General features: G+C 52.7%; 18 protein-coding genes. 14 read left to right on the top strand and 4 right to left on the bottom strand.

Annotated features, from left to right (window positions below):
• Window positions 1-28: 28 nt before the first annotated feature.
• Both CPA45_RS15430 and CPA45_RS15425 read right to left on the bottom strand, forming a co-directional pair.
• Window positions 29-1,387 carry an NCS1 family transporter gene (locus tag CPA45_RS15430; RefSeq protein ID WP_096652983.1) on the bottom strand — a complete coding sequence of 453 codons (1,359 nt, stop codon included), beginning with the start codon at window positions 1,385-1,387 and terminating at the stop codon, window positions 29-31.
• A gap of 171 nt (window positions 1,388-1,558) precedes the next feature.
• On the bottom strand, window positions 1,559-2,314 hold the full coding sequence (locus tag CPA45_RS15425; protein ID WP_096652981.1) for an aspartate/glutamate racemase family protein: 756 nt from the start codon (window positions 2,312-2,314) through the stop codon (window positions 1,559-1,561).
• Between the two features lie 560 nt (window positions 2,315-2,874).
• On the opposite strand from CPA45_RS15425, the gene CPA45_RS15420 reads away from it, so the two are divergent.
• The 5 genes from CPA45_RS15420 to CPA45_RS15400 all read left to right on the top strand — a co-directional run bounded on the left by CPA45_RS15420 (window position 2,875) and on the right by CPA45_RS15400 (window position 7,004).
• On the top strand, window positions 2,875-3,750 hold the full coding sequence (locus tag CPA45_RS15420) for a MurR/RpiR family transcriptional regulator (protein WP_096652979.1): 876 nt from the start codon (window positions 2,875-2,877) through the stop codon (window positions 3,748-3,750).
• Between the two features lie 351 nt (window positions 3,751-4,101).
• The gene (locus CPA45_RS15415) at window positions 4,102-4,956 is read left to right on the top strand and encodes a transporter substrate-binding domain-containing protein (protein ID WP_096652977.1); all 855 of its coding nucleotides are present in this window, start codon (window positions 4,102-4,104) and stop codon (window positions 4,954-4,956) included.
• Window positions 4,957-4,964: 8 nt separating this feature from the next.
• A complete protein-coding gene (locus CPA45_RS15410) occupies window positions 4,965-5,642 on the top strand; it encodes an amino acid ABC transporter permease (protein ID WP_096652975.1) in 678 nt (225 codons plus the stop codon).
• Window positions 5,639-6,295 (top strand): amino acid ABC transporter permease, encoded by a 657-nt coding sequence (locus CPA45_RS15405; RefSeq protein ID WP_096652973.1) that lies wholly within the window; start codon window positions 5,639-5,641, stop codon window positions 6,293-6,295. The genes CPA45_RS15410 and CPA45_RS15405 overlap by 4 nt, the downstream gene beginning before the upstream one ends.
• On the top strand, window positions 6,276-7,004 hold the full coding sequence (locus CPA45_RS15400) for an amino acid ABC transporter ATP-binding protein (protein ID WP_096652971.1): 729 nt from the start codon (window positions 6,276-6,278) through the stop codon (window positions 7,002-7,004). Before CPA45_RS15405 ends, CPA45_RS15400 begins: the two co-directional genes overlap by 20 nt.
• A gap of 45 nt (window positions 7,005-7,049) precedes the next feature.
• Here CPA45_RS15400 and CPA45_RS15395 read toward each other — a convergent pair whose 3' ends face one another.
• Window positions 7,050-8,498: a YfcC family protein gene (locus CPA45_RS15395; protein WP_096652969.1), complete on the bottom strand. Its 1,449-nt coding sequence runs from the start codon at window positions 8,496-8,498 to the stop codon at window positions 7,050-7,052.
• A gap of 402 nt (window positions 8,499-8,900) precedes the next feature.
• On the opposite strand from CPA45_RS15395, the gene pyk reads away from it, so the two are divergent.
• Genes pyk through CPA45_RS15370 form a run of 5 tightly spaced genes read left to right on the top strand, consistent with a single transcriptional unit; the run spans window position 8,901 to window position 13,521 of the window.
• On the top strand, window positions 8,901-10,385 hold the full coding sequence (gene pyk, locus CPA45_RS15390; RefSeq protein WP_096652967.1) for a pyruvate kinase: 1,485 nt from the start codon (window positions 8,901-8,903) through the stop codon (window positions 10,383-10,385).
• Window positions 10,363-11,157, top strand: coding sequence for a molybdate ABC transporter substrate-binding protein (gene modA, locus CPA45_RS15385; RefSeq protein WP_096652965.1), 795 nt, complete (start codon window positions 10,363-10,365; stop codon window positions 11,155-11,157). The genes pyk and modA overlap by 23 nt, the downstream gene beginning before the upstream one ends.
• 27 nt (window positions 11,158-11,184) lie before the next feature.
• Window positions 11,185-11,853 (top strand): molybdate ABC transporter permease subunit, encoded by a 669-nt coding sequence (gene modB, locus CPA45_RS15380; RefSeq protein ID WP_096652963.1) that lies wholly within the window; start codon window positions 11,185-11,187, stop codon window positions 11,851-11,853.
• Window positions 11,816-13,003, top strand: coding sequence for an ABC transporter ATP-binding protein (locus tag CPA45_RS15375; RefSeq protein WP_096652961.1), 1,188 nt, complete (start codon window positions 11,816-11,818; stop codon window positions 13,001-13,003). Before modB ends, CPA45_RS15375 begins: the two co-directional genes overlap by 38 nt.
• Window positions 13,000-13,521, top strand: coding sequence for a DUF192 domain-containing protein (locus tag CPA45_RS15370; protein WP_096652959.1), 522 nt, complete (start codon window positions 13,000-13,002; stop codon window positions 13,519-13,521). Before CPA45_RS15375 ends, CPA45_RS15370 begins: the two co-directional genes overlap by 4 nt.
• Here the strand turns inward: CPA45_RS15370 and CPA45_RS15365 are convergent.
• Window positions 13,518-14,378: a DMT family transporter gene (locus tag CPA45_RS15365; RefSeq protein ID WP_096653070.1), complete on the bottom strand. Its 861-nt coding sequence runs from the start codon at window positions 14,376-14,378 to the stop codon at window positions 13,518-13,520. The two genes, CPA45_RS15370 and CPA45_RS15365, sit on opposite strands and share 4 nt — an antisense overlap.
• Window positions 14,379-14,707: 329 nt before the next feature.
• Between CPA45_RS15365 and CPA45_RS15360 the strand changes: the two genes are divergently transcribed.
• From CPA45_RS15360 to CPA45_RS15345, 4 genes are read left to right on the top strand one after another with little or no spacing between them, the layout of a single operon-like run.
• A complete protein-coding gene (locus CPA45_RS15360) occupies window positions 14,708-15,595 on the top strand; it encodes a sugar phosphate isomerase/epimerase family protein (RefSeq protein ID WP_096652957.1) in 888 nt (295 codons plus the stop codon).
• Between the two features lie 47 nt (window positions 15,596-15,642).
• On the top strand, window positions 15,643-16,542 hold the full coding sequence (locus CPA45_RS15355; RefSeq protein ID WP_096652955.1) for a hydroxypyruvate isomerase family protein: 900 nt from the start codon (window positions 15,643-15,645) through the stop codon (window positions 16,540-16,542).
• A 48-nt stretch (window positions 16,543-16,590) separates the two neighbouring features.
• Complete coding sequence (locus CPA45_RS15350; protein ID WP_096652953.1) at window positions 16,591-18,279, top strand: GMC family oxidoreductase; 1,689 nt, start codon at window positions 16,591-16,593, stop codon at window positions 18,277-18,279.
• Window positions 18,276-18,935 (top strand): gluconate 2-dehydrogenase subunit 3 family protein, encoded by a 660-nt coding sequence (locus tag CPA45_RS15345; protein WP_096652951.1) that lies wholly within the window; start codon window positions 18,276-18,278, stop codon window positions 18,933-18,935. The genes CPA45_RS15350 and CPA45_RS15345 overlap by 4 nt, the downstream gene beginning before the upstream one ends.
• Window positions 18,936-18,941: the final 6 nt, after the last annotated feature.

The raw sequence follows: 18,941 nt of genomic DNA, 5'->3' as shown, positions 1-18,941 counted from the left end.
GTGTCGGCTCGCAGGTTGGTTAATTAGGCTACTGGCTAAAGCGCTGGCAGGGAGCCCAGTGCTTCATCAGCAAGTAGTAGGTAATGCCTGCGGGGATAAGGCTGGCGTACCAGGAAATGGCCGAGAAAGAGAGCGCCGCCACTATGCCTACCACGGTAGCGATCAGCGCAGCGGCATTGACGCCTTTGTAGGGGCCTTCTGGGTCGTACAGCTTATTAATGTCCAAGGTGCGACGGCGAATAACGTAATAATCCACCACCAGAATGGCGAAGATTGGGCCTAAAAAGGCGGAGTAGGTCTGCACAAACAGCTGCAAGCCCGCAGCAGAGCCAGGCTGCACCAGCTTCCAGGGGAAGGTGGCGAAGGCCAGTAGCCCAACAATCACTGTGGCAACCGAGAATTTGATCTTAAATACGTCCATCAAGACATAGGTGGGGGGCACTACGTTGTTGAGTACGTTGGTGGTCACCTGGGCAAAGGCGATGAATAGCAGGGTGGTCATCAACAGTGGAGTATTGTCCACTGCGTTGGCGAACACCTGAATAGGATCGGCGGTGCCGGTGGCCTCAGAAACCATATAGCCAATCAAGCCCATAAACAGCGTGCAGGGCAGAATAGACATGGCATAAATGGTGGTTAGTAGGCTCTGGGGTGTGCCTTTTTTGTGCTCACGGGAGTAGTCGCTAACGTTCAGCATCATGGTGCTGTAGATGCCTAAAAACAGCATGGTGGCGCCCCAAAAGGGCATGCCCCAGGAGCCTTCCATGGTCAGCAGGTTAGCCGAAAGCTCATCGCCATAGCGCTGCACGGTGGCATAGAACATGTACATCAATGAGGCGAGGATAAAAGCGCTGCCGATATTCTCTAACCATTTGATGCCCTGGAAACCCATCACCGAAAGGCCAATTTGTAGGAACTGGAAGGTAATGAAGTAGAAGATAAGGTTGTCGAAGCCAAATAGGGTGGCCGACACCATATTGAGTGCCCCCGCCCCAATCCAGCTTTGAAAGCCATACCACACTACCGCAGGTACCGCGCGGACCAAGCCAGGTAATCGTGTACCGGTAAAGCCAAAAGCGCTGCGCGCCTGCACCATAAACGGGATACCGTACTTGTAGCCTGCTGCCCCATTGATAGCGAGTGCAATACCGATCACAAAGCAGCCGATGGCGATGGCCAAGGTGGCTTGCAATAGGTTCAAAGTACCGACGACGCTGGAACCCATGGCAAAGGTGCCGATGGATACACAGCCGCCGAACCAAGCCAGAAAATAGGAGCTACGCCCCATGATTCTGGTGTGTTGTGGGGCCAGGCTTTCAGCCCCTAATGCTTTCGACCCAGCATCGGGTCGTTCTTCTGACGCAAGAGCCGAGGGTGTAGCGCTCATGGTGTCGTCCTCGCAAGATTATCGGTTTTATTGGCAACCTGAGTATTTTGTATACCCAAGCAACGCTTGCGGCGTGGCGTGCTAATGGACGTACTTATTGGAAAAATCTATTTAATCTATTGTTATCGAATACTTTTTGAGTAGTCGTTGTTTTTGTGGGTTGTGTGGCTTTTACGACTTAAGTGGTAGCTCAAGATCAGATAGCCCGGAAAACTTACCTGTAAAGGCTTTTGGCCGTGGGTAGGCAAGGTCTCCATATTTGCTGGTATAAAGCCCTAGACTGACTAGCGACTCCGCCAGCTTGAGTGCCGCACTTACGCCTTCCACTACTGGAAGGCCCACCTCGCGGCTAATCTCCTGGGTCAAATTAGCCATGCCACCACAGCCTAAAACGATGGCACCAATGCCATCTTCATCCCGGGCGCGGCAGCACTCTTCAACAATGCGGACAAACGCCATTTCAGGGTGATGTTCAAGATCCAAGACAGGAATTTCGGCGGCGCGAATGCGACGGCAGTGGTGGCTAAAACCGTATTGCTGAAGCAAATGCTCGGCGATAATGCCGGTGCGCCCTAGGGTGGTAACGATTGAAAAGCGGGTGCTGATAAGCGTGGCTAAATGAAAGGCTGCTTCGGCAATGCCAATCACCGGTGCGCGGGTTAACTCACGGGCAGCCAATAGGCCAGGATCACCAAAGCAGGCCACTACATAAGCATCAATACCACCCTCGCGCTCGCCTTTTAGCACTTCTTCGGCAACCCCGACTGCGCTGATAACTTCATCGAAATGGCTTTCAATGGAGACGGGGCCCGCTTCGGGCTGTGAGGCACTGACCGTGGTGCCCAAGGTGGCCCGTTGCTGGGCTGCATGATAAATAGCAGCGGTCATGGACACCGTGGTATTGGGATTAATAATTCGTATATGCACAATAATCGGCCTGCATGTAAACAATGTATATGTCGTTGTATACGAAAATAGGTCGATTTCTGATGCTACGCAAGTGCTAAAGCAGGAAAGAATAACAAAAATAATAATCAAATAGTTTGACCATTTGTTCAGTTTTCAAAGGTTTAGTATGGGTGTGAGAAAGATAATTTTTAATTATCAAATGATTATCATGTGGCTAAGTTTTATTTGGTCATTGTTTTTGTTGCTTTGTATACAATTGTGTTGCTGGGTTATTTGGTGTGCAATCCCAATGCTGCCCTGCACCTAGAACCGGATGGAGAAGGTTTAGAGCTTGATGGATAAGGCTGCCTTTACGTCAATAGGTCATAGAGCGATGATTTGCCTTTTTGGCCCTGGATGACCGATAGTCAGAGCGGTGAGCATGTCCACCAGAGCGTTTTCTTGTGCTGCACACTTTTGGATTACATCGAAACCCTCGACTGCGTTTGGATTGCTAGGCGGGTATTGTCTGCCACTGAGCCGAGTACCAATTAGCCCCCCAGTACGAGCGCGTTGATCACACAGCTGAATAGGATGCTATGACGCCGCATATCGGACAGCGAATTACCGCCCAGTTTGACGAGTTAAGTGCCCAGGAGCAGCGCGTAGCGAGCTTTATTCTCGACCATTTTGACGATTTGGCAGTGTATAGCGCCGCCGATTTGGCCCGCCTAACCGGCGTTTCGAAATCGACAGTCAGTCGGTTATTTAAGCGGCTGGGGTTTGAGAGCTATCGTACGGTTAAAGATCACGCCCGCCAGCTGCGTAACCTGGGGGTGCCGTTAGTTATTGATGCTAATGCCATGGAGGAGGAGGCAGGGGCGCCGTTTCAGCGGCACCTTCAGCGGGAGCAGGATAACTTGCAGCGCTGTTTACATAACATCGCCCATCAGGATTTTTCATCCTTGGTGGGGTGCCTGGATAAGGCACGCCATGTGGTCGTAATCGGGTTTCGTAACAGCTATCCATTGGCGCTGCATTTCCGCCAGCAACTGATACAAGCACGCGCTCAGGTACGCGTGGTGCCCCAGCCAAACCAGTCGTTAGCTGAAGAGATTGTCGATCTCAGCGAGCAGGATGTGGTGGTGTTGTTTGGCTTTCGGCGGCGACCGACGGCATTTGCCTCGCTAATCAATACACTTGAGCGTTCGCCTGCTCAGGTGGCCCTAATTGCTGACCCCACGGCGGTAAATTTCGCGTCGCAGGTAAGCTGGTTTATGGAAACGCCACTGGAGAGTCTCTCTGCATTTGATAGCTACGCAGCGGCCAATAGTCTTATCTGTTTGCTGGCCAATGGTGTGTTGCACCAGCGCCTAGCGGAAGGCCGAGAGCGAATTAGTACGATTAGTGCTATTTACCATGAACTCAGTGAGCTGGAAGCTCCGACTATGAGTGTTGATTGGGACGCTCACTAGGCTGTCTCATTACGTGGTCACTGCTTGTCATTATTGGTGCATTGCGTTTTTGTGCGTGTCAGGAGTGCACCAATAACTTTCACACCCCCTCTCTTGCCGCTCTCTTTCCTATCAGACGACTGCTGCTTTTTAGTGCGTCTTGTTTGCTAATCCCTTGTTATAAAAAACGTTCGTTACTTCTGGTATCTCAATTGCTCTTCAGTGATTAGGTGAAACAAAAGTTTCTTATGATGTGTATGTGCAACAAAACTTTCGTTCGCTGTGCGTCCATTGCTACTGCTGTCACTGCCTGTCGCAGAGCATGACCTTAACAAACTGTCCCGAGAGCATTCCCCCTGCCAGGAGAGTCTTATGAAATCGTTATCACATCGCCTTAGTGGTTCGTTCAATAGCCGCTTCAAGTGTCTAAAGTCCAGCATTTTAGCCACGGGCCTATGTGCCGCTGTTGCTCTGGGGGCGTTAACAACCAGCCCAAATGTTCAGGCGGATGCGCTAGAAGCCATAGAGTCCCGGGGCACTATTCGCATTGCCGTGCCGCAGGATTTTCCGCCCTTCGGTTCGGTAGGTACCGACCTTCAGCCGCGTGGCTACGATATCGATATGGCTCAATACCTTGCTGATGAAATGGGCGTTGAGCTGCAACTGATCCCGGTTACCAGTGCTAACCGTATCCCCTATTTACAGACTGGCCAGGCGGATTTGGTGATCTCCAGCCTGGGTAAAAACCCGGAGCGTGAGGCGGCGATTGATTTTTCCGATGCCTATGCACCGTTTTTCTTGGGTGTATTCAGCGCTGATGTGGATGAAAGCGTGGATAGCCCTGAAGGGCTGGCGGGTAAAACCATCGGGGTAACCCGTGGTGCTGTGGAAGATATGGAGCTTTCCGAGATTGCACCGGACTCCACCAGGATCCAGCGCTTTGAAGATAACGCCACGACTATCTCCGCATTTCTTTCCGGCCAAGTTGATTACGTGGCCACGGGGAACGTGGTTGCTGCCGAGATCGCTGAGCGTAATAGCAGTCGGGCGCCCTCACTGGTATACCAGCTCAAAGATTCACCCTGCTATGTGGGCATGAACAAAAATGAACCTGCATTGATGGAAGAGGTGAATCGCTTGATTGCCCAGGGATTAGAGAATGGCACTTTAAATGAGCTGTCACAGCGTTGGTTCAGCGCCGATCTACCTGAAAATTTTGGTAGCTGAGGTTCATCATGGGGCCAACACTCGATTTTCTTACCCTGTTGCCCTACGCCAGCGAGCTGCTGCAAGGCCTTACCACCACGGTCATGTTGACTGTGGTGACGACCTTAACGGGGTTAACGCTAGCAGTGGCAGTGGCGTATTTGCGTGTCAACGGGCAGCCATGGGTGCGCTGGGGGTTGAGCGGTTACGTCGAAGTGACCCGCAACACTCCCTTTATTGTGCAGCTATTTTTTATCTTTTTCGGATTGCCTGGATTGGGCATCAAGATTGATGCCATTACCGCAGCATTTATCGCCATGACGCTTAACTTAGCCGCCTACAGTGCCGAGATCCTGCGCGCAGGTATCAGCGCTACGGCGAAAGGGCAGTTAGAAGCGGGCCGTGCACTGGGCATGACCACACTGCAAAGCTATCGCCACGTTGTATTGGTGCCTGCTTTTGCACGGGTTTACCCCGCGCTGATCAGTCAGTCGATAATTGTTATGTTGGGTTCGGCTGTGGTATCGCAGATTTCGGTATTTGACTTGACCTACGCTGCTAACTTTATTCAGTCACGTAACTTCCGCAGCTTTGAAGTTTACCTGCTGATCACGCTGGTGTACCTGCTCCTCGCCTTTGGCATGCGCCGCAGCTTTATGCTGGTGGGTAAGCGCGTGTTCGCCTATCAGCAAGGAGAACAACGATGATTGAGTTCACCTTCTGGGATATTTTACGCAACCTATTGCTGGCTACCCGCTGGACCATTGTGCTGTCGCTGATTGCCTTTGTGGGCGGTGCTACGGTGGGGCTGGTATTGACCTTTATGCGCCTCTCCAGCAGCCGCTGGCTGCAGCGTTTAACAGCACTTTATGTTGATCTTTTTCAGGGCACTCCGCTACTGATGCAGCTGTTTTTGATCTTCTTTGGTGCCGCTGCTCTGGGGCACCCGATCTCTGCCTGGTGGGCGGCCTCCATTGCGCTAACGCTGTTTACCAGTGCGTTTCTGTGTGACATCTGGCGTGGCTGCTTGGAAGCGGTGGCTAAAGGGCAGTGGCATGCGGCACGGGTGCTGGGTATGAACTACTTCCAATCCATGCGTCATGTGATTCTGCCCCAGGCGTTGCGGCTCTCTATTCCGCCTACGGTGGGCTTCTCAGTACAGGTCATTAAAGGGACGGCGCTGGCCTCCATCATTGGCTTTGTAGAGCTTACTAAAGCAGGCACCATGCTCAATAACGCGACCTTTGAACCCTTCACTATCTTTGCCCTTGTGGCACTTCTTTACTTTGCGCTGTGCTACCCACTTTCCTGCTACGCGCGCTATCTGGAGAAAAAGCTCTATGACGCTGGTTTACGTTGATAACGTTCATAAAGCCTTTGGCGATCTGGAAGTGCTTAAAGGCATTAACCTTTCGGTTGCGCAAGGCGAAGTGGTGGCGATTATTGGCCGCAGTGGCTCGGGTAAAAGCACCTTGCTGCGCTGCCTGAATCAGTTAGAAAAGCACGACAGTGGGAAAATCACCATCGCTGATAAACAGCTGGATGCGGCGTCGATGTCGCCCAAAGAGCTGAGTGAAAACGTGGGCATGGTATTCCAAAGCTTTAATTTGTTCCCTCATAAAACCGTGGGGGAAAACGTCTGCTTGGCGCCGTTAGTGGTGCGTGGTGAAGGGAAAACTGAGGTTGAGAAAATTGCCCGTGAGGTGCTTGAGAAAGTTGGCCTCTCGGATAAGTATGATTCTTATCCGGCGCAGCTTTCTGGTGGTCAGCAGCAGCGGGTAGCGATTGCCCGGGCATTGGCGATGCGCCCCAAAGTGTTGCTCTGCGATGAGGTAACCTCTGCACTTGACCCTGAACTGGTGGGGGAAGTGTTACGCGTGCTTGAAGCACTGGCGGCTGAAGGCATGACATTGATCCTGGTTACCCACGAGATGGGCTTTGCCCGCGACGTTGCCGACCGCGTGGTGTTTATGCACCAGGGGCGCATCCATGAAGAGGGCGCCCCTAGCGAGCTGTTCAGCAATCCCCAAACCCCGGAGCTGAAGCAGTTTATCTCTGCCGTACTCTAACGTAATGCCGCCTCGCTGCTAGCGAGGCGGAGCGGCGTAATGTCCCTACCCGGTCCACTGTGTTGCCTGGGCAAACACAAGAAAGCCCAAAGCAATCAGGATCCATACGCAAAAAAGTGGGAAGAAGAATTTGACCCACTTTTGCCACGGCACACCAGCAAGCGCCAGGGTTGCCATAAAGTAGCCTGAGGTCGGATAGAGGATATTGCCAATACCGTCACCAAGCTGAAAAGCTAACACCGCCGTTTGGCGGGTAACGCCGATAATATCGGAAAGGGGAGCCATTAGTGGCATGGTGACCAGCGCTTGGCCACTGCCGGAAGGAACAATGAAATTGAAGCCGAGCTGGGCGAAGAACATGCCAATAGCCGAAAGCAGGGTAGGCAGTCCACCGACAAGATTACCAAGCCCGAATACCAGCGTATCCATTATCTGGCCGTCTTCCAACATGACGGCGACACCCCTTGCTACGCCAGCAATCATGGCTCCTACTAATACGTCTCGGAATCCCTGGTTGAAGCCTGAGCAGATCTCATCAGTATCGAGGCCTGCGATAAGGCCAACCACGATCCCCATAATGATAAACAGGCCCGCCATCTCCATCATGAACCAGCCTTGTTGCAGCACGCCATAAACGAGCACCGCAAAGAAGGCGAAGGTGGCGATGGCCGCGAATTTCTGGCGCGAGGTGGCGATTAAAGCAGGGCTATTGTCAGCGTGTTGGTACAGCGTGCGTTTTTCAGATTCGTTGGTGTCACTGCTTAATAAACTAAGTGAGGGCGTTTGACGCACCATGCGAGCGTAGCGCATGACGAAGAAAATGGCTGCCGCCAGCATGGCAATAAACGCCATGATACGTATGCCATAACCGGAGTAGAGAGGTAGGTCTGAGAGTTGCTGCCCAAGACCCGTATTGATGGGGTTGAGCACGCCCGTTGTAAAGCCGACAGTGGTAGCGCAAAGCGCTACCGCCGCTGCCGTGACTGAATCAAAGCGTAAAGCAATCATCAGCGGCAGGATGACCGGTACGTAAACCAGCGCCAACTCTTGAGTCCCGATAACGGTTGCTACCAGGGCAAATACCGTCATCAATACAGGGATAGTGAGCAAGCTCTGGCGTGCAAAGCGCCGGGTGAGTTTATCAACGCCTATCTCAATAATTCCGGTGCGCCTCAGCACCATAAACATGCCGCCAATCATAAAGGTAAAAAAGACAACTTCACCGGCGCTCATCAGGCCATTGGGAATCGCCAGCATGAAATCAACGAGGCCAATCGGGGTTGCAGCGATCTGTTCATAAGACGTAGGGTCAATAGTGATGCGTCCGTTGGGGCCAGGAACCCGTTCGAACTGCCCTGCGGGTACAAAATGAGTTGCTATCGCTGCCAATCCAATAAATATGAACAGAACTACATAGATATCAGGAATTCGGCACCAGCTTTTTTTAGGCTTTTGGCTATCAGAGAGGGGCGAAGGAGGTGTTTGTTGGGACATGTTATGCCTCGCGTTTATAGGGCCGTCATCTATCTGGGGTGGCTGTTGTTATAAATAGCTAACCTTAGCAACAAATAGCGGGCATCAGGTTGTGCCAAGGTTACTGCTGAGCATCGTTGTGTGGTTTTAGAATTATGAAACGAGTGTTGCTAAAGAAGTTACTATTGGGAGGTATGTTTCACAAGCTCTTTGGTAAAGCACGTTACTAAAGCCTAACCATTAACGACAGAAGCCTCGGCCTCTTTGGGCGGTGCGGCATAAGTCCGCCCCTGGCGATCATCGTGGTGTTGAAGAAATCTACGTCTGCTGTGTTGCGGTGCTGTCATATAGAGCGCGTTAAACTGGTAAGCTAGCATCAGTTAGTTGAGTCACTACACGTCAATTTTGCATGGTTGGAACATTATGAACGCACTGCACTTCTCTTCGATCCGTCGTACCAAAATTGTCGCCACCCTTGGCCCCGCCAGCGATCGGGAAGGTGTACTAGAAGCCATGCTTGCGGCGGGTGTCGATGTGGTGCGTTTAAATTTCTCCCATGGCACCGCTGACGACCACCGCCAACGTTTAATGCGAGTGCGTGAAATTGCTGCCAAGTTAGGTCGCAGTGTCGCGGCCCTGGGTGACCTGCAAGGTCCTAAAATTCGTATTGCGCGCTTTAAAGAGGGAGCAGTGGTTCTTAAAGAGGGCCAACCATTTATTCTCGATATGGAGCTGGATGGTGATGCGGGCGATGAGCAGCAGGTGGGCTGTGACTACAAAACCCTCTCCCAAGATGTAACTGCCGGTGACCGCCTGTTGCTAGATGACGGTCGAGTGGTTTTGGACGTTACTCGCGTTGACGGCCAACAGGTGCATACCAGCGTGGTAGTGGGTGGCAAACTCTCCAACCATAAAGGCATTAATAAGCAGGGTGGTGGCCTCTCTGCTCCTGCGCTAACTGAAAAAGATAAAATTGATCTCAAAACAGCGGTTGAGATTGGCGTCGACTACTTGGCTATCTCGTTCCCCCGTCATGCAGAAGACATGCTGGAAGCACGTCGCCTGTTAGGTGAGGAGGGTAAAGAGATTGGTTTGGTTGCCAAGGTTGAGCGCGCCGAGGCGGTTGCGGATGACGCTACGCTGGATGGCATTATCGAAGCCTCCGAAGCGGTGATGGTAGCGCGGGGCGATTTAGGTGTAGAAATTGGCGATGCCAAGCTGGTTGGCGTGCAAAAGCGCATGATAAAGCGCGCTCGCTCGCTAAACCGCGCGGTAATTACCGCCACGCAAATGATGGAAAGCATGATTTCAGCGCCGCTACCCACCCGGGCGGAAGTGTTTGACGTTGCTAACGCAGTGCTGGATGGCAGTGATGCGGTCATGCTCTCTGCGGAAACCGCGGCAGGCGACTATCCGCTGGAAACCGTGGAAGCGATGTCGCGTGTTTGCTTGGGTGCTGAGCGGGAAAAATCAGCCCAGGAGTCTGGCCACCGTATCCATGAAGGCTTTACCCGCCCAGATGAGACCATTGCTCTCTCTGCGATGTATGCTGCCAATCATATGGAAGGAGTCACCGCGATTGCCTGTATGACATCGTCTGGCTATACGCCACTGATTGCCTCGCGTATTCGCTCTGGGTTACCAATTGTAGGCTTAGCGCATAATCCCATTGCCCAGCGTCGTATGGCGCTCTATCGTGGGGTTGTATCGTTACCTTTTGATACCTCTGAAATGACGCCTACTGAGCTTAATGACCGTGCACTTGAGCTTCTAGTGAAAACTGGAATCTCCAAAGCCGGCGATCATGTGATCCTTACCCGCGGCGACCATATGAATGCCCACGGTGGCACCAATACCATGAAAGTGATGGAGATTACCGACCAGCATGCTGAACAAAGCAAAGGCTAAAATAGTCCATGGATTAGCATTGGCGTGTCTACTGATAGGTTCCCCCGTAATAGCGGGGGCGCCTCCTATTGTGGCGGCCGCCTCTGATTTACAGTTTGCACTCACTGAAGCCGCTGAGCAGTTTCAGCAGGAAACCGGACATTCACTGAGGCTGAATTTTGGCTCGTCGGGTAACTTTCGCCGACAAATTGCCCAGGGGGCGCCTTTTGAGCTCTATCTCTCTGCGGATGAACGTTATGTTCAGGCGCTCTATGACGAGGGCCATACCAAGGATGAAGGCGTTATTTACGCCGTTGGCCGCTTAGTTTGGCTGCAGCGCGCCGATCGTGATGATTTACCCAGTAACGACGCACCGCTTGCTGCCGTGCAGGAGGCGTTGCAAGCTCACGCAAATGGTGTTGCTGAACGTATCGCCCTAGCTAACCCCGAGCATGCCCCCTATGGCGTTGCAGCTAAACAGGCGCTTCAGCATGCAAAGCTTTGGGAGCAATCCGAGTCTTTACTGGTGTTAGGCGAAAACGTCTCTCAGGCAGCGCAGTTTGCGCTCACTAACGATGCCCGAGGCGGGTTGGTCGCTTATTCACTTGCGTTAGCCCCGGCGCTTGCCGAGCGAAGTGAGTACGTACTTATCCCTGAGTCCTGGCATAGCCCGTTACGCCAACGCATGGTACTAACCAACCAGGCAGGAGAGGTGGCCAGCACTTTCTATCAGTGGCTGCAGCAAGATGACGGGCAAGCCATTTTGCGCCGCTATGGCTTTAGCGCTGAATAATGGTTGGTTCATGATGGATGGGACATAATGGATTGGTCGGCGCTTTCGGTCTCACTTCGCCTTGCGGGGTTTACCTGCTTAATCCTTATCCCCATCGCTATTTGGTTGGGCCGCTCCCTGGCCTACGCGCGCTTTCGCGGTAAAGGTTTATGCGAGGCGCTAGTGGCATTGCCGCTGGTGCTGCCGCCCACCGTCCTGGGTTTCTATTTGCTATTGAGCTTTAGCCGTGACGCACCATTTGGCGCCTTCTGGGCAGAAATGACTGGCAGCGGCCTTAACTTTACCTTTAACGGTATTTTAATTGCCTCCTTGATTGCCAACCTACCGTTTGCCGTACAGCCCATCCAACGAGCCTTTGAACATGTGCCCCACAATCTGCGTGAGGCTGCCTGGTGCAGTGGGCTTAGCCCCTGGCAAACGTTACTGCGTATCGAACTACCGCTGGTATGGCCAGGTATTATGTCAGCGACTGCGTTAACCTTTGCCCATACACTGGGTGAGTTTGGGGTGATCTTAATGGTAGGTGGTGCGATTGATGGCGAAACCCGCACCCTTGCGATTGCTATTTATGATCGCGTACAGGCCTTTGATGAACAGGGTGCCGCGCAGATGTCGGCGTTACTGCTACTGGTATCATTTATTACCTTAGGGTTAGTGTATGGGCTGGCCGGTCGTAGGCGGTGGGCACGTGGCTGACTTGCACATACCGGAGCTAGTCGCAGGTCTTCATGTGGCGGTCAACCAAACGGGGCCGATCCCACTGGCCGCTGAGTTTACTTGCCAACCCGGTGAGCTGTTGGCACTGGTGGGCCCTTCCGGCAGCGGAAAAACCACGCTGCTGCGCACCATTGCTGGGCTTTATCATCCTCAGCATGGGCAGGTAAGTTGTGCTGGAGATGTTTGGCTTGATGCCGAACGTAAGCACTCACTCTCGCCCCAGCGCAGGCAAGTGGGGATTGTGTTTCAGGATTATGCGCTGTTTCCACATTTAACCGCATTGGAGAATATCCAGCTGCCGTTGCGCCACTTACCGAAGCCTTTGCGCCGTGAACGGGCGGAGCAGTGGCTTGCCAAGGTGCGTTTGGATGGATTAGGTAAGCGCTACCCGAATGCACTTTCTGGTGGGCAACGCCAGCGAGTGGCACTGGCTCGTGCGTTGGCTCGTGACCCCAAGGTACTACTGCTTGATGAGCCGTTTTCAGCGGTGGACCAAGTCACCCGGCGGCGTTTGCAACGGGAGCTTGCACTGCTACGTCAACAGATCGATATTCCGATTGTATTGGTCACTCACGATTTAGAGGAAGCCACTGCACTAGCAGATCAAATTTGCGTGCTGCATAGCGGTATAAGCTTGCAGCAGGGTAGCCCAGGGTCACTGTTCCGTCAGCCTAGAACACCCCTAGTGGCAAGGTTATTGGATCGTCATAATGTCTTTGAAGGCGAGGTGGTGAGCATACATGGTCAGCGCCGCTTAAAGTGGGGTGAGTGGCTGCTGGAGGTGGCTGGGGAGGGGCTCAATGCGATAGCCGAGGGCCAGCGTGTTGCCTGGTACCTGCCGCCCTCTGATATCGTGCTTCATCGTCGAGGCCGTCCTTCACATGGCGAGCGTGAAAACCCTGTGGCTGCCACTGTCAGTGAAATGGTGGTGCTTGGCGGCATAACGTCGATTGTACTGCGCGTTTTAAACGGCGATATGCTACGTTTCGACATCGCTACCCATGCGGCTAGGCGTAACCAGCTAACGCTGGGAGAGCAAGTGCATGTATCACTCCTGGCGGAAGGAATTCACCTGATGCCGGAACATCGTGCACATGCGGTGCCGCACAACAAAAGGAACCTGCTATGACGCTTACTCGTCGTCAGCTGCTAAAAACATCTTTGGGCGTTTCTCTGGCCGCTAGCCTGCCATTGCCGCTACTCTCTGCCTGGGCGGCATCTAGCCAAGCTACTGTTTTGTCATTGGCTATTCACAGTGATAGCGGTCCTCACCGCTTAGAGGCTGAAGTTGCGGAAACCACGGCTCAGCGCCAGCGAGGCTTGATGGGGCGCGAGCACTTGCCAGCAGAGAGTGGCATGCTGTTTCGGTTTGAAAACGAGCAGCCTGCTGACAATGCCTTTTGGATGTATCGCACGCTGATCCCTCTCGATATTGCCTTTATTGACGGCGATGGGCGTATTGTCGCGATTAATACCATGCAGCCCTGTGAGTCCGACACTCCGCGTGAGTGCCCTTCTTACCCAGCAGGGGCTGCTTACCACTCTGCACTAGAGGTTAATGCAGGCTATTTTGCTGAGCGTGGCATCAAAGTGGGTGACTGCGTCTCTATCCCTGATATTGCAGGCTTCTGCCAACCACCGGCTTAAGGATGGTGGGGTCGCCAGCGAAAATTGATCACAATCAGGGCAATACCTGCAACCACCAAGCCGCCGCCCATCAGTTTATGAAAGCCTAGGCTGTCACCCATTAACAGCGCGCCTAGGCCCACGGCAAAAACCGGTGTGAGTAGTGTCATCGGCACCACGCGATTGACTGGGTGGCGGCGTAAAAGCGCGTACCAAATGCCGTAGGCAACAATCGACGACATCACCGCAGTGTAAATCATCGCACTCCAGCCCAACCAACTTGCCTGTTGCATCGCCTGCCACTGGCCGTTTTCAAATAGCCATGACCCCAGCGCCACCTGAGGGACCGCAAACAGCGCGACCCAGCCTGCCAGGGCCAAGGGGGCAATGGGCGGGCCGCGTTTAATCAACAGCTGCGACACCGCCCAGCCCAAGGCACTGCACAACAAAATCGCCAGGGGCAGGGGCGTCGGTAAGGTGGGGCCACCAGCTAATACAATAATCCCCGAAAATGATAGTAGCAGCCCCGCAATACGTTTTGGCCCCAGTCTCTCCTTAAGAAAGATAACCGCTAGCAGCGTTGCAAAGGGCGTACCCATTTGCACCAACAGCGCACCTGTGCCCGCTTCTGCCTGCCCTAAACCAATAAACAAAAGCGCGAAGTGCAGGCTGCCAAAGGTCACTGATAGCAGCAGCAAAAACGGTAGCTGAGCACGTGCCACTGGGTAAAAAGGGACTAGCAGTGCTGCGACCAGCATAAAGCGCAGCGTGGTCATCAGTAACGGAGGTAACTCCGCCACGCCGACTTTAATGACAATAATGTTCAGCGCCCAAATGGCGATCACCAACAGGCCGAGCAGCAGGTCGCGTAGTGGCACAATGATCTCCATGGCTAAATGCAAAAAGACGGCCATTGTAACAGCTTGGAGGGAAGGTGAAATAATGCGGAACATTACCAACTTTATTGCATTGTTGCATTACTTTATACCAAAGTTTAAAGGCTCGTTTTTGTAATATTTAATTTTTTATAATCAATTGCTTATTTATATATTGGCATTTTAATAACGCTATTTTCCACATGTCTAAGTTTAATAAACCAGTCTTTTCTTGCATATATTACAGTAATGCCCTAAAAAAAATGTAACCGATTACATTTTGTGGTTCGGTGTTTTACAGCCTATAACAATCCAACAATAATGAGGTGGATATGGATACCCCGCTACACCCAGGCCCTGTGGGTTTCAAGGTGCTGTTCGCTGCCGGTGTGCTGACATTTTCAATGCTGAGCACCGCTGGTTTTGCCCAAGCGCAAGCAGTGAACTCTGCCGAATTACCCATTGCCGCTCAGATGTATACGCTGCGTGATTTTGGCTCTCTTGAGGAGCAATTAGCGGCAGTGAGCAGGGCGGGTATTTTGGCAATTGAAACGGTGGGCACCCAGGACGTTTCTGTTGATGAACTTAACGCTTTGCTAGAAGAGTATTCACTCGCGGTGATCTCCAGCCACGTGCCGCTGGATGACCTGCGCCACCGCCTAGAAGAAACGGTGGCCTTTAATCAGGCGATTGGTAACGACACATTGACGTTGCCGTACTTGGCTGAAGATGCTCGTCCCGATGACGCGGAAGGCTGGCAGGCGTTGGGTGAAGAGCTAGGAGAAATCGCCTCTACGCTAGGTGCCGAAGGTTTCCGGCTGGCGTACCACAACCATGCCTTCGAGATGGAAATGTACGGTGATAAAACCGCACTTGAGCACCTGTTTGATGCTGCCGGATCCGATTTGCTGGCTGAGTTAGATATCGCTTGGGTGGCGCGAGGTGGGCTTGATCCGGTGGAGTATATCGCACGTTTCGATGACCGACTTTTTTCCGTGCATGCCAAGGATAACGCCCCTGAGGGAACTGCTGAGGATCAGGGTGGTTTCGCCACGCTTGGCGAGGGAGTACTGGATTGGGATTCGATACTACCTGCTATCGAAGCCGCCGGTGTGGAGTGGTACATCATTGAACACGATATGCCGCTAGACGCAGAAGCGGTGATTACCGAAGGAAACCGCTTTTTACAGGAGAAGCTAACCGCGCTTCGAGAAGAGTGATACACGCACAGGCCATCTCTGTTAGATGACAACTGCGAGGATACTTTATGAAGCGCTACCCTATTGATAGACGCAGCTTACTGCGCAATACCATCACCAGTGCTATCGGCCTGACTGCTCTCCCTTATATCGGGACTCGAGCCCTAGCCGATGATGCACCTGCCCAACGAGCTTTAAAGGGCAATATCAACCATGCAGTTGCCCGCTGGACCTTCGATTTTCTGACCCTTGAGGAGCTGTGCCAGCTCTCAACTCAATTGGGCATTAAGGCCATTGATTTAGTAGGGCCCGACGAGTGGCCTGTGCTACAGCGACATGGGCTCGACTCCTCCATGTGTAATGGCGCAGAACTGAGTCTTGAGGATGGCTGGGGAGATAGCCGTTTTCACTCAGAGCTGATTGAACGTTATCTCAATCATATCGACTTAGTCAGCCAGGCAGGTTACACCAACCTAATCTGCTTTAGCGGTAATGCGAGGGGGATGAATCCCGAGCAGGGGCTGGACAATGCTGAGGCGGGGTTAAAGCAGATACTTCCCCACGCGGAAGAGGGCGGCGTGGTGTTACAGATGGAGCTGTTCAACAGCAAAATCGACCACCCTGACTACCTCTGCGACAACTCCGCCTGGGGAATCGAGCTTTGCCAGCGGCTTGATTCACCCAACTTCAAACTGCTCTACGACATCTATCACATGCAGATAAGTGAAGGGGACATCATTCGCACTATCCGCGAAAACCATCACTTTTTCGGTCATTACCATACGGCTGGTGTACCTGGTCGCCATGAGATAGATGATACCCAAGAGCTGAACTACCCCGCGATTTGTCGTGCTATTCGCGATACCGGCTTTAAGGGCTATATCGCCCAGGAGTTTCTTCCCGACCGTACTAGCCAACAAGAAAAAATCGCATCACTGCGGGCCGCCATTCAGCTCTGCGATGTGTGATTTAGCGTTTCCAACGCGAAAAACAACAACACAATAAGGAAGACCACCATGCCAGATAATCACTACGATGCCATCGTGGTTGGTTCAGGTATTAGCGGCGGCTGGGCCGCTAAAGAGCTAACCGAAAAGGGCTTAAAAGTTTTATTGCTTGAGCGTGGGCGCAATATCGAGCATGTGAAGGATTACCATAATGCCAATAAAGAGGCTTGGGATTATCCCCACCGTGATCAACCCACCCAAGAAATGATCGCCAAATTCCCCGTATTGAAGCGTGATTACCCGCTGAATGAATCAACCATGGGGTTATGGGCCGATGAACAAGCAAACCCCTATGTAGAAGAGAAGCGTTTTGACTGGTTCCGTGGTTACCACGTAGGTGGACGCTCTCTCATGTGGGGCCGCCAAAGCTACCGGCTCAGCCCTATGGACTTTGAGGCCAATGAGCGTGAAGGCATCGCCATTGATTGGCCGATTCGCTATGCAGATCTCGCCCCTTGGTACGACTATGTTGAGCGTTTTGCTGGTATTGCGGGTACTCGGGAAGGGCTGGATATTCTGCCAGATGGCGAGTTTCTACCCCCGATACCACTTAACTGTGTGGAAAAAGATATTGCCAAGCGCATCGAAGATGCCTTTGGTGGGCAGCGTCATCTTATCCACAGCCGGGTGGCCAATATCACCCAGCCAAAACCGGAGCAAAACCGAGTAGGCTGCCAATACCGCAATAAATGCTGGTTAGGTTGTCCCTATGGCGCCTATTTCAGCACCCAGTCCGCGACTCTTCCTGCTGCTGTGGCAACGGGCAACTTAACCCTGCGGCCTTTCTCGATTGTCAGTCAGGTGCTGTATGACAAAGACCGCAAACGGGCGCGGGGCGTAGAAGTCATTGATGCCGAAACTCATGAGGTCCACGAGTACACGGCGGATGTGGTGTTTCTCAATGCCTCAACTTTCAACACCACCTGGATTTTGATGAACTCCGCCACTGATGTTTGGGAAGGTGGACTGGGCAGTAGCAGCGGCGAACTGGGTCACAACGTGATGGATCACCACTTCCGCTGCGGTGCCAGTGGCGATATTGAAGGCTATCTCGACCAGTATTACTTCGGGCGCCGCCCTGCAGGCTTCTATATTCCGCGTTTTCGTAATGTCGGCGATGAGCAACGTGGCTATGTGCGTGGCTTTGGTTACCAAGGGTCGGCCAGCCGCCAGGGATGGGATCGCGAAATTGCCGAACTCAATATTGGTGCTGATTTTAAACAAGCACTGGCCCAGCCGGGAAGTTGGAGGATTGGCATGACGGGTTTCGGTGAGATGCTTCCTGATCATGACAACCACATCTCTCTTGATCACTCCATTCGTGACAAGTGGGGATTGCCGGTGCTGTCCATCAGTGTCGAACTTAAGCAGAACGAGCGCGATATGCGTCGGGATATGGTTCGGGATGCGGTCGAATTATTTGAAGCTGCCGGCGTGAAAAACGTTAAAGGTGAAGAGGGCGATTACGCGCCGGGCATGGGCATTCATGAAATGGGCACGGCGCGGATGGGCCGAGACCCGAAAACTTCAGTGCTCAATAGTCACAACCAAGTGTGGGATGCCCCCAACGTTTTTGTTACTGATGGCGCTTGCATGACGTCATCCTCGTGTGTGAACCCTTCTTTGACCTATATGGCGCTAACTGCTCGGGCGGTGGACTTTGCTGTGGAAGAGCTAAAGCGGGGGAACTTGTCATGAACCGTCGCGAACTACTCAAATTGATCGCTCTTACGACCGGTACAGCAATGATCGGTGGTAAATCTTTGTTTGCCTTTAGTGATGCTGGGCAAGCAGAACACCTGTTTAGCGATGACGATGTGCAACGGCTGAACGAGCTTGCCGAAACCATTCTGCCGAAAACCGATACCCCAGGTGCAAAAGATGCGGGTGTTGGGGAGTTTATGGCGGTGTTTGTCAGCGCTTGCTATACGCCGACAGAGCGTGAAACCTTTCATCTTGGTTTAGCGCAGCTTGATACGCGTAGCCGAGCGGCCTATGAGAGTGACTTTATGGGGTTAAGTGGCGAGCAGCGCTTAGCACTTGTCACCGAGTTAGACCGTGAAGCGATGATGCATGCCCGGGAACAAACCAACAGAGAGCAACCAACGTCCGCCGAAGCACAGAGCACGGAAACCCAGACCGCTCAAAACCAAACAGCGGACACTCAAGGCTCCCAGCAGCAAGCGGATAGTGTGGAAGCGCTGCCTCACCACTTCACCATGATGAAGCAATTAACCCTGTTCGGGTTCTTCACTTCAGAGGTCGGCGCTAAAGAAGTATTGCGCTATGAGGCGGTCCCAGGCCGTTACGATGGCTGCGCACCCTATAACGGCGAGCCTGCCTGGGCAACATAATGCAAC

Source organism: Vreelandella nigrificans, assembly GCF_002374315.1.
GTDB lineage: Bacteria > Pseudomonadota > Gammaproteobacteria > Pseudomonadales > Halomonadaceae > Vreelandella > Vreelandella nigrificans.
Note: the sequence above shows the minus strand (reverse complement) of the source record. Positions and strands in the feature narration are given on the sequence as shown.

Bases quoted from the DNA above. Each gene is read 5' to 3' on its own strand.
- CPA45_RS15430 (WP_096652983.1), bottom strand. From the start codon at position 1,387: ATGAGCGCTACACCCTCGGCTCTTGCGTCAGAAGAACGACCCGATGCT.
- CPA45_RS15420 (WP_096652979.1), top strand. From the start codon at position 2,875: ATGACGCCGCATATCGGACAGCGAATTACCGCCCAGTTTGACGAGTTA.
- CPA45_RS15415 (WP_096652977.1), top strand. From the start codon at position 4,102: ATGAAATCGTTATCACATCGCCTTAGTGGTTCGTTCAATAGCCGCTTC.
- CPA45_RS15410 (WP_096652975.1), top strand. From the start codon at position 4,965: ATGGGGCCAACACTCGATTTTCTTACCCTGTTGCCCTACGCCAGCGAG.
- CPA45_RS15405 (WP_096652973.1), top strand. From the start codon at position 5,639: ATGATTGAGTTCACCTTCTGGGATATTTTACGCAACCTATTGCTGGCT.
- CPA45_RS15400 (WP_096652971.1), top strand. From the start codon at position 6,276: ATGACGCTGGTTTACGTTGATAACGTTCATAAAGCCTTTGGCGATCTG.
- CPA45_RS15395 (WP_096652969.1), bottom strand. From the start codon at position 8,498: ATGTCCCAACAAACACCTCCTTCGCCCCTCTCTGATAGCCAAAAGCCT.
- pyk (WP_096652967.1), top strand. From the start codon at position 8,901: ATGAACGCACTGCACTTCTCTTCGATCCGTCGTACCAAAATTGTCGCC.
- modA (WP_096652965.1), top strand. From the start codon at position 10,363: ATGCTGAACAAAGCAAAGGCTAAAATAGTCCATGGATTAGCATTGGCG.
- modB (WP_096652963.1), top strand. From the start codon at position 11,185: ATGGATTGGTCGGCGCTTTCGGTCTCACTTCGCCTTGCGGGGTTTACC.
- CPA45_RS15375 (WP_096652961.1), top strand. From the start codon at position 11,816: ATGGGCTGGCCGGTCGTAGGCGGTGGGCACGTGGCTGACTTGCACATA.
- CPA45_RS15370 (WP_096652959.1), top strand. From the start codon at position 13,000: ATGACGCTTACTCGTCGTCAGCTGCTAAAAACATCTTTGGGCGTTTCT.
- CPA45_RS15360 (WP_096652957.1), top strand. From the start codon at position 14,708: ATGGATACCCCGCTACACCCAGGCCCTGTGGGTTTCAAGGTGCTGTTC.
- CPA45_RS15355 (WP_096652955.1), top strand. From the start codon at position 15,643: ATGAAGCGCTACCCTATTGATAGACGCAGCTTACTGCGCAATACCATC.
- CPA45_RS15350 (WP_096652953.1), top strand. From the start codon at position 16,591: ATGCCAGATAATCACTACGATGCCATCGTGGTTGGTTCAGGTATTAGC.
- CPA45_RS15345 (WP_096652951.1), top strand. From the start codon at position 18,276: ATGAACCGTCGCGAACTACTCAAATTGATCGCTCTTACGACCGGTACA.